The organism is Flavobacterium hibisci, assembly GCF_020026925.1.
In the GTDB taxonomy this organism is placed as follows: Bacteria; Bacteroidota; Bacteroidia; order Flavobacteriales; family Flavobacteriaceae; genus Flavobacterium; species Flavobacterium hibisci.
This window is the reverse complement of record NZ_JAIQDW010000007.1, coordinates 1-14,117: the sequence shown is the minus strand read 5'-3', so window position 1 is coordinate 14,117 and position 14,117 is coordinate 1. Positions and strand designations below refer to the sequence as shown.

General features: G+C 33.2%; 12 protein-coding genes. 6 read left to right on the top strand and 6 right to left on the bottom strand.

All coding sequences use genetic code 11. The features are described from left to right. Positions 1 to 99 precede the first annotated feature (99 nt). Positions 100 to 483 carry an ankyrin repeat domain-containing protein gene (locus K8B81_RS08910; RefSeq protein WP_223680990.1) on the bottom strand — a complete coding sequence of 128 codons (384 nt, stop codon included), beginning with the start codon at positions 481 to 483 and terminating at the stop codon, positions 100 to 102. Between the two features lie 307 nt (positions 484 to 790). Here K8B81_RS08910 and K8B81_RS08905 point away from each other — a divergent pair, with 307 nt between their 5' ends. Further along, a complete protein-coding gene (locus K8B81_RS08905) occupies positions 791 to 1,288 on the top strand; it encodes a nuclear transport factor 2 family protein (RefSeq protein WP_223680988.1) in 498 nt (165 codons plus the stop codon). Between the two features lie 126 nt (positions 1,289 to 1,414). On the opposite strand, the gene K8B81_RS08900 is transcribed toward K8B81_RS08905, so the two are convergent. The 5 genes from K8B81_RS08900 to K8B81_RS08880 form a co-directional block, all read right to left on the bottom strand. Further along, positions 1,415 to 2,371, bottom strand: a complete 957-nt coding sequence (locus tag K8B81_RS08900; RefSeq protein ID WP_223680986.1) for a phosphoribosylaminoimidazolesuccinocarboxamide synthase — start codon at positions 2,369 to 2,371, stop codon at positions 1,415 to 1,417. A gap of 145 nt (positions 2,372 to 2,516) precedes the next feature. Next, complete coding sequence (locus K8B81_RS08895; protein WP_223680984.1) at positions 2,517 to 4,865, bottom strand: S9 family peptidase; 2,349 nt, start codon at positions 4,863 to 4,865, stop codon at positions 2,517 to 2,519. A gap of 149 nt (positions 4,866 to 5,014) precedes the next feature. After that, on the bottom strand, positions 5,015 to 5,845 hold the full coding sequence (locus K8B81_RS08890; RefSeq protein ID WP_223680982.1) for a Cof-type HAD-IIB family hydrolase: 831 nt from the start codon (positions 5,843 to 5,845) through the stop codon (positions 5,015 to 5,017). Positions 5,846 to 5,970: 125 nt separating this feature from the next. Continuing rightward, positions 5,971 to 6,333: a DUF1801 domain-containing protein gene (locus K8B81_RS08885; RefSeq protein WP_223680980.1), complete on the bottom strand. Its 363-nt coding sequence runs from the start codon at positions 6,331 to 6,333 to the stop codon at positions 5,971 to 5,973. A 123-nt stretch (positions 6,334 to 6,456) separates the two neighbouring features. After that, the gene (locus K8B81_RS08880) at positions 6,457 to 7,407 is read right to left on the bottom strand and encodes a PhoH family protein (RefSeq protein ID WP_223680978.1); all 951 of its coding nucleotides are present in this window, start codon (positions 7,405 to 7,407) and stop codon (positions 6,457 to 6,459) included. A gap of 179 nt (positions 7,408 to 7,586) precedes the next feature. Between K8B81_RS08880 and K8B81_RS08875 the strand changes: the two genes are divergently transcribed. From K8B81_RS08875 to K8B81_RS08855, 5 genes are all read left to right on the top strand, one after another. After that, the gene (locus tag K8B81_RS08875; protein ID WP_223680976.1) at positions 7,587 to 8,414 is read left to right on the top strand and encodes an SAM hydrolase/SAM-dependent halogenase family protein; all 828 of its coding nucleotides are present in this window, start codon (positions 7,587 to 7,589) and stop codon (positions 8,412 to 8,414) included. 198 nt (positions 8,415 to 8,612) lie between these two features. After that, positions 8,613 to 9,338 carry a gliding motility-associated ABC transporter permease subunit GldF gene (gldF, locus tag K8B81_RS08870; protein ID WP_223680974.1) on the top strand — a complete coding sequence of 242 codons (726 nt, stop codon included), beginning with the start codon at positions 8,613 to 8,615 and terminating at the stop codon, positions 9,336 to 9,338. Next, entirely contained in the window at positions 9,338 to 11,023 is a 1,686-nt protein-coding gene (gene gldG, locus K8B81_RS08865; RefSeq protein WP_223680972.1) for a gliding motility-associated ABC transporter substrate-binding protein GldG, read from the top strand. Before gldF ends, gldG begins: the two co-directional genes overlap by 1 nt. 108 nt (positions 11,024 to 11,131) lie before the next feature. Beyond that, positions 11,132 to 12,250 carry a DNA polymerase III subunit beta gene (gene dnaN / locus K8B81_RS08860; protein ID WP_223680970.1) on the top strand — a complete coding sequence of 373 codons (1,119 nt, stop codon included), beginning with the start codon at positions 11,132 to 11,134 and terminating at the stop codon, positions 12,248 to 12,250. Between the two features lie 335 nt (positions 12,251 to 12,585). Next, positions 12,586 to 13,215 carry a DsbA family oxidoreductase gene (locus tag K8B81_RS08855; RefSeq protein ID WP_223680968.1) on the top strand — a complete coding sequence of 210 codons (630 nt, stop codon included), beginning with the start codon at positions 12,586 to 12,588 and terminating at the stop codon, positions 13,213 to 13,215. Positions 13,216 to 14,117 lie beyond the last annotated feature (902 nt).

Sequence of the window (14,117 nt, the reverse complement as noted above, 5' to 3'; positions counted from 1 at the left end):
GTCAGTACCATCGGGGCTAAGAAAACATCAAAAATAAAAACGACCTTCTGCTCAGGAAGGTCGTTTTATTACTAACTCAAAATTTTTGGATTCAAACTTTTATTTTAATCCTTTCAAAATGGCAACTACTTCTGCAGCATTAGATAACTCTGCATATTTCAAAGCTGTAAATCCTTTTTCATTTTTAATACCTGGTTTTGCTCCCTGTGCCAATAAGATTTTAACTATCTCAACTTTGTTGTAACGTGCAGCTGTCATTAAAGGAGTCATGTCTTCTGATATTTGATTTACATCAGCTCCGTATTCAATAAATTTCAAAACGATTTGAAGGTCTCCTTTTAAAATTGCCACATTTAGCGGTGAAGCATCGTAAGGAGAAGTTATAATTTTTTTCTCTCCATTAAAAGATTTAAAATCTGAAGCTAAAGAAACATTTGTAAAAGCTACTAAAGCTACTCCTAAATAAACGATTGATTTTTTCATAATGATTGTTGTTTTTTGATTGATTAATGATGATGATTTTTAATTCTGATGTAAAGGTAATTTAATTTCTGTATTATGCATTACAAGGTACTATGTTTTAACTATTTATTAACATTTACATAATAAAATAAGCCATTTAAATTGTTTGCTATCAATATAGACGGTAAATTATCATTTTCGTTACAGTAGTTTTGATAATTTTACAAAAGACGTTGTAATTGTTAAATTTTTTTAAATGCAAGATTTTATTTATCTAAATTTACATTTGAGAAAATATTAACAAGTTGTCTATAATTTCAATGTTTATATGAAAAAAATAATACTCACCTTGGCTATTTTGATGTCGGTACTTTGCCTGAGTAGTTGTAATTCTCAAAAGAATTATGATTATGCCGTAACCAAAAATTATAAACCCGACGATCCGGAACTCTATAAAAAGATTATAAGTCTGGACAGTATTTTCTTTGGACTTTATAATTCTTGCGACAAGAATCTTGAGAAATATGGTGATTTTTATTTAGAGGATATAGAATTTTATCATGACAAAGGTGGACTGATGACTTCTAAAAAAGATATTATAGAAGGTACTCAGAAAAATGTTTGTGGTAAAGTCACCCGTGAATTAGTAAAAGGAAGCGTTGAGGTGTATCCAATAAAAGATTATGGAGCTTTGGAAATTGGCTTACATAAATTTCATAACAATACTGAACCGGCAAATACAGAATCAAAAGCCGGAAGATTTATGATCTTTTGGAAAAATGTAAACAATGACTGGAAGATAGCAAGGGTAGTAAGTTTACACTAATACTAAAAAAAAACAGCCATAGATTAGTATTCTGGCTAAAATAACAAATGCCTGCTATCATATAGCAAGCATTTTTTTATTTGTAATACTAATTCTCAAGGTTTAAAATAGCAATTTGAACCCAAATTACTGTCTGGAAGCAAGATAATCTAATACATTTTTTTCAATGCGTTGATCAATATTGTTAATGTCAGCTTTAATGAATTTTTCTCCTAAAATATTTTCGTACAATTCGATATATCTTTCTGACACTGATTCGATGTAGGCATCGGTCATTTCAGGAATCTGCTGACCTTCCTGTCCCTGGAAACCATTTTCGATCAGCCAGCGACGCACAAACTCTTTTGATAATTGTTTTTGTTCTTCGCCTTTTTCCTGTCTTTCGGCATATCCGTCAGCATAAAAATAACGGGAAGAATCCGGTGTGTGAATTTCGTCAATTAAAACAATGACACCTTCTTTCGTTTTTCCAAATTCGTATTTGGTATCTACTAAAATTAAACCACGCTCAGCCGCAATTTCAGTTCCTCTTTGAAACAAGTCACGGGTAAATTTCTCCAATACAATATAGTCTTCTTCAGAAACAATTCCTTTTGCAAGAATGTCTTCACGGGAAATATCTTCATCATGAGAACCATTATCAGCCTTTGTCGTTGGAGTGATAATAGGTTCAGGGAATTTATCATTTTCTTTCAAACCTTCAGCCATTGTAACTCCACAGATTTGTCTTCTTCCTGCAGCATATTCTCTCGCTGCGTGTCCTGAAAGATAACCTCGAATCACCATTTCAACTTTGAATGGTTCACATAAATGTCCAACAGCAACATTTGGATCCGGAGTTGCTATCAGCCAGTTTGGAACAATATCTTCTGTCAATTCCATAAATTTTGTAGCAATCTGGTTCAGGATTTGTCCTTTGTACGGAATTCCTTTTGGCAAAACCACATCAAAAGCCGAAAGTCTGTCAGTAGCGACCATTACTAAAAGTTCATCGTTGATATTATAAACTTCCCTCACTTTTCCGCGGTAAACTGATTTCTGATTCGGGAAATTAAAATTTGTGGTTGTGATTGTATTGCTCATTGTCTTTTAGTTGTGTTTTTATGAATGCAAATTTAAAACTATTTAAAAGAGCAAACAAATGTTTATTTGTTGGTAGTTTATTGTTAATAGTTTATAGTTTTTGTTGTAAGAATTAATTCCCATTAACAATAAACGATTAACTAAATTATTGTTTTAAAAGTGTCGAATTAAATAAATGTAAGATCCGGCTGTACTCATCTATCCAGGAATAAGTTTCTTTAAAACCATGTGCTTCAACCGGGAAAGAAGCCAGACTCCAGTTCTTTTTTTCTAATTCAATAAAACGCTGAGACAAACGTACAATATCTTTGTATTCAACATTGTCATCTACCATTCCGTGCAGCATTACTAAATTTCCTTTTAGATTACCGGCATAATAAATAGGGGAACTTTTCTTGTAAGCTTCCGGATCTGTTTCAGGAAAATTCAAAATATTTCCTGTATATCCGTGATTGTAATGCGCCCAGTCTGTTACAGATCGTAGTGCCGCTCCCGAAGTAAATTCACCAGGAGTGGTCAGCATTGCCATTAAAGTAATAAAACCGCCATAGGATCCTCCGTAAATACCAACTCTGCTGGCATCAATGCCATATTTTTCGATTAGTACTTTTTTACCATCTAAATGATCAGACAAATCTTTTCCTCCCATAAAGCGGTAAATTCCGGTTCTGAAATCTCGTCCATAGCCGTCGCTTCCTCTGTAATCAATATCCAAAACAGTGTAACCTAAATCGGTTAACAAATTATGGAACATATATTCTCTGTAATAATTGCTCCAGAAATTATGGGCATTTTGAAGATAACCAGCACCGTGAACGAAAATGATAGCGGCTTTGTTAGCAATTTCAGCTTTAGGAGTATATAATCTTGCATTTACCGGAGTTCCGTCCTGTGCTTTAAATGTAATAACTTCCGGCTCTCTCCATTGATACTTTTTAAAATCTTCTGAGACTGATGAAGAAATCTGCTGTAATGATGTGTTCTTTTTATTTTCGGCAACATAAAAATCCCATGGGATATTTTTATATGAATAACGAACTAAAAGTGATTTTTCGTCTGGTGAAAGTACTACTTCGTGTGCACCGTCTTTGGTTAAAATGGGTTGTAAAATACCATCAGTAAGAGCTAATTTATAAAAATTTCTGTTTCCCGGATGTGTGGTGTTGGTACTCAAATAGAATATTTTCTTGTCCTTTGACAAGGTTACATCCCTAACTTCCCAGTTTCCAGTGGTAAGCTGATTCTTCTTTTTTGTTTTTACATTATAAGTGTACAAATGAGAAAAGCCAGTAGCTTCAGACTGATAATAAATAGTTTCATTGTCTGCCAAAAAGCCAAGAGTACCGGAATCAAATGAATAGGAGGGAATTCCCGGACCACCAATCCAGGCTTCGTCGTGCTGGTATTCAATTTCTTCAAAAGTTCCTTTGTCAAGATTTAAATTTACCAGCCACCTGTCTTTATTATCCTGGCTTCTGATTTCAACAATGGCTAATGAACCGTTTTCATTGTAAACTGGCGCCTGAGCAACAATCAGTTTGTCTTCTTTGGCTTTGTTTTTCAGGTTATCATATTGCTCATAATATTTAGGAGTATCCTGAATATGGCTTAAATTTGAAAAATTCACGTAATAAACGGAATCTTTTGCAACAGAATAAATTCCGAATTTCGTTTTTACAAAATTAGATGTCGAAACTTTCTCTTTGGTTTCAGGGGTCTGATTGTATCCATCAGCAGTGATAAAGACTTCCATTTTTTCTCTTTTCGCTTCTGTCCCTTCTACTAACATGAAAGTAGCAAAATCGCCATTTGGATTTACTTTTAAACTATAAAAATCATCTTTCCCATAAAAGTATTCTTTGACAAAATCAGATTTTACAGCTTTAGCTTTGGCAAGATTCCATTGCTTCTTAGCTTCTTTATCTCTAATGAATTGAAATAACTCTTTTTGCTGTGTATTCAGGAAAGTTTCTTTTTCTGGTTTTGTTTCTTTTTTATTTCCTTTATTAAAATTGGTGATTTGTAAAACCGTTCCTTCTTTCGTATTATACTTAAATAAATTATTGTTTTGCTCAAAAAACAGAATTCCGGACTGGCTGCCTAATTCTAAATTGCTCAATGGGATAGACTGCTGAATCAGTTTTTTTACTGTTTTTGACTGAATCGAATAGGAATATAAACTTCCTTTGTCTAAGTAATAAACAACATCTGAACCTGGTTTTGTTTTAAAATCAAGTTGAGAAAATGCAGCTTCTTTTGGTGTAGCCAATTCCGGTTTAACCATTCCTTTTTGCCAGAAATAAGTGCTGGCTCCTAATTCATCTTTTGGATTCCATTCAAAATAGATTTTTTTACCGTCCAGAGACCAGCGCCCGTTTGTTGGTTGATTTCCAATAAAAGATTCACCTTTCATTATTTCTTCTAACTTCAGTTTTTGGCTATTTCCAATAATTACAAAAAATGAAAAGATAAGGATAAAAATGTTTTTTGTCATTATAATACTTTTTGTAAAAACAAAAGTACATTACGAAACTATTAAAAAAATGATTTTTTGTAAAATTCTTTGTAAAATACCTAATTCAATAAAAAAATCCCTGAATAAGTATTTCAGGAATGCTGTATTTGATGAATATATATTTTAGGTTAACCTTCTACAAGCTCTTTATTCAAAATTCTGGAAGCGATGTACTTTGCTACACCATCTTCTGCATTGGTTTTTATAACTTCTAAATCCGGCAGGGTTTCTTTCAACAGAGCAGGGGCATTTCCCATGATCAATCCTTTTCCTGATGCGGATAACATCTGAACATCGTTGAAGCCATCACCAAATGAAACGGCTTCAGACAATGTAAAACCTTCTTTTTCAAGAACCATTTCGATTGCAACGGCTTTATCTATCGATTTATCCATAAATTCAAGACAGGTCGGTAAACTGAAAGCGTGATGCAGATGTTCTGAAGAATTAGCCAAAACAGCATCTTTTAGTTTTACTAATTTTTCATGATTATCGCATGAGAAGAAAATTTTGATGGCAACAAAATCTTCCAGGGTTTTATAATCAACCAATTCAGGGCGATACTTTAATTCGGCCTGAAAAGCATTTAATCTTTCATTTATTTTATTGGTCTGCCAAACATTTTCTTTAAATAAAACTACGGTGATTTCAGGATCTATTTCAACATTTAAGGCAGCTTTTACAACCTCACTGTCTAAATTAAAAGAAAACAATTCTTCTTTTTCAGGTGAATGAATTCGGGCTCCGTTTGAACTCACTAAATAAACCGGTACTTCAAGTGTTTCAATTATAGCCATTGCATCCAGATGATGACGGCCAGTGGCAACAACGATAAGATAATTTTGATTGTGAAGTTCCTGAAAAATGGATTTAGTGTAATCTGAAATTCTGTGTTGAGGGTTGAGTAAAGTTCCGTCAAGATCACTTACTACAACTTTTATGTTTTTAAGCTTAGTCATATTAATAATCAAATATTTATGAGGTGCAAAATTAAGCTTTTATGCCGGGAAGCCCAAAGTTATAAACGTTCTGAAGTCAGAAATAAGGCAAGTTTATTATTTATTTAACTATTTCCTGAAGAGACTTAAACTTTTACAACTCCTGATTTATATAAATTTAAAGCTTTTGTCAAAAGAGCTTCAATTTGTTCCAAAGGTAAATCTTTATCTGAATCAAATAGCATTATTTTCATTCTGGAACGAGCTTCCTGAAGTAAAAAGGGCTCGTCAAAATATTTCCCTTCTACTACACTTAAATAGGGCTTTTTGTGTTTTTTGTGAATCCATAAATAGCAGAACATTTTTCCTTTATAACAAAAAAAAGGCATTCCGTATTTCAGTACATGTGTAATAGCATCATCTTTTTTTAGAATAATTTGCTTTAAGGCAAGAAATGTTTCTTTTACAGGTTCTTCCAGATTGAGATAAAAGTCATCCAGTTGTTTCATGTTTTCTTCATTTAAACTTCTTCAAAAAAAATATTCGTTTTGTACCTATTTCAAAATAAGCACAAAACGAATATTAATAAACATCAAAACACATTTCACGTTTTACATTTGACATTTATAAAATCAATCGTGATTCTCTATTTGCTTATAAGCATCAATAACCTTTTTAACCAGTCTGTGACGTACAATGTCTTTGTCATCGAGATAAATAATTCCGATTCCTTCAATATCCTTCAGCACCAAAATAGCTTCTTTCAGACCGGAAATAGTTCTTCTTGGCAAATCGACCTGTCCCGGGTCTCCCGTAATCATGAATTTTGCGTTTTTCCCCATACGGGTCAGAAACATTTTCATTTGTGAGTGGGTGGTGTTTTGTGCTTCATCCAGAATTACAAAAGCATTATCTAATGTACGTCCGCGCATAAATGCCAAAGGCGCAATCTGAATAATTCCTTTTAAAATGTAATCTTCGAGTTTTTCGTTTGGAAGCATATCACGCAAAGCATCATAAAGCGGCTGCATGTACGGATCGAGTTTTTCCTTCATATCCCCGGGTAAAAAACCAAGATTTTCGCCTGCTTCGACCGCCGGACGTGTAAGGATGATTCTTTTGACTTCTTTATCTTTCAGCATTTTTACTGCCATTGCAACACCGGTATACGTTTTTCCGGTTCCTGCAGGACCAATAGCAAACACCATATCATTTTTTTTGATTGTATCAACAAGTAATTGCTGATTAGGCGTCATGGCTTTTATAATTTTACCGCCAACTCCATGAACCAGTATTTTGTCATGATCTAATGATTTTCTTTCATCCTGACCATCACTCATAATCACACGTTCAATTACATTATCATCAATGTTGTTGTATCGGGTAAAATGAAGCATCAGCCTCTGAAATCTTTTTTCGAATTCATCTAAAACTTCTTTTTCGCCAAAAGCCTTTAAAGTGGTCCCTCGTGCTACGATTTTAAGCTTTGGGTAGTACTTTTTAATTATTTCCAAATGGCTGTCCTGAGCGCCCCAAAATTCTTTAGGGGCGATGTCTATTAGCTCAATTATTCTTTCGTTCAAATGAGGTAGTTTTTAATTAAAAATAAATTTGTCTGCAAATCTACTGTCGGGTATGTTTATATCTTTAAAGGCAAATTGCATTTTCTTTCTTTCAATTTGCATTAAGTATTATTAGCTTTGCATTTCTCAAATTTAATGAAAATTAGATTTAAATACTACCAATAGTTATAAACAAAAATATGTCAATAATTACCCTTACTACCGATTATGGCTTGAAAGACCACTTTGTTGGTTCGTTGAAGGGTAAAATTCTTTCTGAAATTCCGGAAGCAAAAATCATAGACATTTCACACGATATTGATCCATTCAACACTGCTGAAGCTAGTTACATTATTGGTGCTTCCTATCTGAGTTTTCCAAAAGGAACTGTTCATTTAATTGGCGTCGATATTGAATTAAATAAAGAGAATCAGCATATCGCCATGCTGTGGAATGATCACTACTTTATTTGTGCTGATAACGGGATTTTAAGTATGCTGACGCAAAAGATTGTGCCGCAGAAAATTGTCGAAATTAATATCCATGATCGTTTTCCTGCCGATTATACTGACTTGGATGTTTTTATACAAGTAGCCTGTCATATTGCAAAAGGCGGGTTGTTAAATGTTATTGGAAAAGAAATCACAGAGATTAAAGAAATAAACGAATTGCAGGCAGTAGTTTCAAACGATGGCAATTCACTTAAAGGGTATGTTATTTATATTGACCATTTTGGAAACGTAGTAACTAATATCTCTAAAAAGCAATTTTTGGAGGTTGCCAAAGGTCGTTCTTACGAAATTGTTATGAATCCTAAAAGTATCAAAACGATTTTGCCCAATTATTCTGCCATTGCCACTTCGGATAAGTATCCTATAAAAACATACGAAGGCGAAAAACTGGCTATTTTTAATGAAGCCGGTTTCCTGGAAATAGCTATTTTTAGAAGCAATCCTTCAAAAGTTGGTTCTGCAAATAGCTTATTAGGACTGAATTACAGAGATGTGATTACAATACAGTTTTTCTAACAATTTAAGATTTAGATGAAAGGTAAAATTAGAATGTATTTAGGCGCTCATTATTAGTCAAAACATATTCATTGGAATTTTATTTTTTTTCTAAAAAAGAAGAATCAATTTTGGTATTTTTGCGCGCTTGTAATGCCTTTGGTTATAATGCTAAAGCAAATAACAAAATCAAACGATTAAACGAATAAACGTTTTTACATGAAATCAATCATTTTACGGGAAATAAAATCCTTTTTTGGTTCTCCAATAGGCTATTTGGTCATTGCGATTTTCTTAATCAGCAACGGGCTATTTTTATGGGTTTTTGAAGGAGATTATAATATTCTAAATACAGGTTATGCAGATTTGACTCCATTCTTCACTTTGGCACCCTGGATTCTAATTTTCCTTATTCCGGCAGTAACCATGAGAAGTTTTTCTGATGAAAAAAAACAAGGAACACTGGAATTGCTGCTGACTAAACCATTATCAATTTGGCAAATTGTAAACGGAAAGTTTTTAGGTGCTGCATTTTTGATTATCTTGGCAATAATCCCAACATTTGTATATGTAAAAGTGATTTCAAATCTGGGCTTCCCTGAAGGAAACATCGATATGGGAAGTACGATTGGTTCTTACTTCGGGTTATTATTTCTGATTGCAGCTTATTCAGCTATTGGAATTTTTACTTCTACACTTTCAGAAAATCAAATTGTGGCCTTTATCGTTTCTGTTTTTTTATGTTTTTTCTTTTATTACGGTTTTGAGGGACTGGCTTCTCTAATTCCTGGATTTTCTGGTTTTATTTCTGTTTTAGGAATGCAGGACCATTTTAAAAGTATGAGTAGGGGAGTAATTGACACCCGTGATGTAATTTACTTTTTAAGTATTACACTTCTGTTTTTGTCATTTACAGTTTATCAATTAAAATCTTTTAAAGCCTAATGAAACCATCTGCCCAAATAAATATCAAGACGTTATGGATCACAATTTTTGTTTTAGTTGTCCTGAATGTATTAGGCTCTTTGTTTTTTTATCGATTTGATTTAACAAAAGACAAAAGATATACATTGTCCGAAACTTCTTTACAGATTGTTAAACAGGTGAAAAATCCTTTATCTGTAAAGATTTATATGCAGGGTGATTTGCCGGCTGACTTCAGACGTTTGCAGCAAGAAACCAGGCAGTTGTTAGAAGAGTTTCAAGCTTATAATTCTAATATTGTTTTTGAATTTGTAAATCCTTTAGAAAATAAAGATGAAAGCGAAGCGTTAACAAAATCACTTTTTCAAAAAGGTTTAATTCCGGTAAATATTACGGTTGATGACAAGGGAAAACAGTCTCAGGCAATGGTTTTTCCATGGGCAGTTGCAGTCTATAACAACCGGGAAATAAATATTCCCTTATTGAAGAATAGAATGGGGGCTTCTACTACGCAAAAAGTAATAGGTTCAATTCAGCATTTAGAATACTCAATAGCGGATGCTATCAATAAAATTACTAAAGACAAGCAAAAGAAAGTCGCGATCATTAAAGGGAATGGGGAAATGAATGAAATTCATATTGCCAAAATGTTGATGCAAATTCGTGAAAGTTATTACATAGGACCTTTTACGCTTGACTCTGTAGGTAAAGATCCTAATGGAAGTTTAAATGCCTTAAAGAAATATGATTTAGCAATTATCGTAAAACCTACTGAAGCTTTTTCTGATGAGGAAAAACAGGTTTTAGATCAGTTTATAATGAATGGTGGTAAATCATTGTGGCTTATTGATCAGGTGTCTGCAGATATGGACAGCCTTTACAATCAGGCAGGGGCAACTCTGGCTTATCCAAGGGATTTGAATCTGAATGATATGTTCTTTAAATACGGATTCAGGATCAATCCTGATTTGGTAAAAGACGAACAGGGGAGTCCAATAAAATTAGCGACAGGTGAGCAGGGAAGTGCAACACAATACCAGGATTTTATCTGGAAATTTACGCCATTAGTATCACCTGAAAGTAAACATCCGATTGTGAAAAATTTAGGCGGAATCAAATTTGATTTTGCCAGTCCAATAGATACATTGAAAAACGGAGTTAAGAAAACTGTTTTATTGCAGTCATCACCTTATTCCAAAAAAATAGGAACGCCGTTTGAAGTCAATTTAGGTATTGTTTCAGAGCAGACTTCTCCGAAGGATTATCTTAATAAAGGAAATTTACCAATGTCGGTTTTACTAGAAGGAAGTTTTCATTCGGTTTTTGAAAATCGTGTTTTGGCTTTCAAAGAAAATTCATTTTTAGCAAAAGGAAAACCTACTAAAATGATTGTTATTTCTGATGGTGATTTGGCTAGAAATCAATTGGATAAAAACAGAATGCCAGTGGAATTGGGTTACGACCAGCGCTCAGGAAATTTATACGACAACAAAGATTTTGTAATGAACTGTATCAATTATTTGCTGGATGATACCGGACTTATTAACATTAGAAGTAAGGATTTAGATTTGCCTCTATTGGATAAAGAGAAAGTTTATGAAAATTATACTCAGACGCAATTCATAACTATCGGACTTCCAATCTTAGTTTTGTTGGTTTTCGGGCTTCTGTTTACCTATATCCGAAAAAGAAAATACAGCAAATAGATGTTAATAAAAAAATTGTAAAACTAAGATTGTTTACGATATATTTGTAATCCTTATTTTTAAAGTTTAAATAACCGATAAATAGGCTCAAAAATTAAAAACAAACAGATGAAATTTATAGTATCGAGTTCTTACTTATTAAAACAATTACAAGTTTTAGGTAGTGTAATTAACAGTAACAATACGTTGCCTATTTTGGACAACTTCTTATTTGAACTTAATAATGATGAGTTGACAGTTTCTGCTTCAGATCTTGAAACTACAATGTCGGCAACATTATCAATCGACTCTAAGAGTAAGGGAAGTGTAGCTGTGCCGGCAAAACTTTTACTTGAAATTTTAAAAACATTTCCTGAGCAGCCTTTAGCCTTTACAGTTGAAGATAATAACACAGTGGAAATTAGTTCTAATTCAGGAAAGTATGCATTGGCTTATGCTGCCGGAGAAGAATTTCCTAAATCAGTAAATCTTGATGACCCATCTGTTACTATCGTTCCGGCAGATGTATTGGCTACTGCGGTAAGTAAAACTATTTTCGCAGCTGGTAATGATGATTTGCGCCCGGTAATGTCTGGAGTTTTCTTTCAGTTTTCACCGGAAGGATTAACTTTCGTTGCTACAGATGCTCATAAATTGGTGAAATATGCACGTACGGATGTAAAAGCATCTCAGGTTGCAGATTTTATTATGCCTAAAAAACCTTTGAATATTTTAAAAAGTATTCTTGGAAGTTCTGATGCAGAAGTAAAAATTGAATATAACGATTCAAATGCAACTTTCTCATTTGATAATTATATTTTGATGTGTCGTCTAATCGATGGGAAGTATCCAAATTACGAAGCGGTGATACCAAAAGAAAATCCAAACAGATTAATGATTGACCGTTCTTTATTTTTGAGTTCTGTTAAGCGTGTCGCGATTTTCTCAAATAAAACTACGCATCAAATTCGTTTAAAAATCGCCGGAGCTGAATTAAATGTTTCTGCTGAAGATATTGATTATTCAAACAAAGCTGAGGAAAGATTAACTTGCGATTACCAGGGTGATGATCTGCAAATTGGTTTCAATTCACGTTTTTTAACAGAAATGTTGACTAACCTGCAATCAGATATGATTATGTTAGAAATGTCATTGCCTAATAGAGCCGGAATCTTAACTCCGGTTGATGGTTTGGAAGAGGGAGAAACTGTTACAATGTTGGTAATGCCTGTAATGTTAAATAGTTAACATCAGAATAGCTTTTTGTTACAGGGGTATTTTTTAGTTTCAAATTAAAGATTTATCATTGTAAAAAAAAAATATCGCTATTAACCAACCATTTTTTATACCTAGAAACCGCAATTCTTAATAAGAGTTGCGGTTTTTTATTTTGTTTCATGTTTCAAGTTAGGTATTAGTCTAATCGTAAAGTGATAAGATTTAAATAGAGTTATGCGAACTTTGCGTTTTTAAATATGAGCTGAGAAAAAAACTTGGATTGCTTTGTGGTCAAACTTTACACAAAGTATTCAACGTGAAACCTGAAACTTTAAACCTGAAACAAATTTTCCTAACTTTGTAGTATGAAAATAGAAATTTGGTCGGATATCATGTGTCCGTTTTGTTATATAGGAAAAAGACAATTAGAAAAGGCTTTAGCGGAATTTCCAAATGAGGAGTTTGAAATTGAATGGAAAAGTTTTCAACTCGATCCGTCAATAGCTCCTCAGAATGGCAAGGATATTTATACTTTTTTAGCTGAACGTAAAGGTATTTCAGTTGAGCAGTCAAAAGAAATGCATAAAGCCGTTGTTGAACGTGCGAAAAATGTTGGTTTAGATTATCATTTTGAGAAAGCAATTGTTTCGAATTCGCTAACAGCTCATCGGATTATACATTTAGCAAAAACAAGGAAACTGAGTGATGAAATGGAAGAGGTTTTCTTTAAAGCATATTTTACTGAAGGAAAAGATTTAAATGATGCTTCGACTTTAATAGAGTTAGGGATTCAGGCAGGTTTAGATAAAAATGAACTTCGTAAAGTAATAGAAAATGAGAGTGTGTTTTTGAATGATGTGCAAAATGATATTGCCGAAGCACAGCAAATTGGAGTACAGGGTGTGCCGTTTTTTGTTTTTGATAGAAAATATGCTGTTTCAGGAGCGCAGCCTGTTGAAGCTTTTGTACAAACAATTAATGAGATAAGGAAATAACCTTGAATATTTCAAAATAGTAATCCCTATAGTTACAAGACTATCGGGATTATTTTTTATATAAGTAGAAATCATGTTATATATATTAGGATTGAAATTATTGTCTGGCTAAGTGGAAGCCAGATGTTTTAAATTTATTGATATTGTTAGTAGCTTATTCCCGCTATCCGCTTCAATCTTTTGCTTTTTAAAGAAAAAAGCAAAAGGATTTCCTCTTCTATCGGGGCTAAAGAGGGTTTTAGGGAATTTTGTTAGGAGAAAGAATGATATTGTCTTTAAAACGGTCCTGATTTCTGATAATTCTATAAAATCGCCCAGACATAAACGATCAAATTTGATAAAAACACATCTAAACCAAGAAAAAACCTACATAAATCCAAGAAAGATAGATTTGTAAAAAAGCTGTTACCAGTTAGTTAAGAAATAGTTTGTGAAAACATGGAAAAAATATAAAAAAAAGGGTTGGAAATGTAAATAGATGTATTACTTTTGCACCCGCAACAGCGAAGGCGTTCATCGAAATACTGACAAGAAAAGGAATCGAGTTTTTAGAAATAAAGCAAAAAAAGATTCAAAAAAGCTTGTGAGATTTGAAAATGCTTTTTACATTTGCACCCCCGCAAAACACGGAAGTTCGTTGAGAGACTGGTAAGGAAAACAAAGAAATTGGGATTGAGAAAATTTCAAAAAAAACTTTAAATTTTTCTTGCAGGAATCAAAAAAGATTTCTACTTTTGCACCCGCTTTGAGAGACAAGCGAAACAAGAAAAGAAACACGTTCGTAGACATATTGAATTGACAGCCGTTTTGAAAGAGATTTCAAGACAAAATAATAAGAGTAATGGAATCGGGAGATTCGAAAAAGAACCGATAGATATTCGTCGAATAATAGTTAGCCTGGA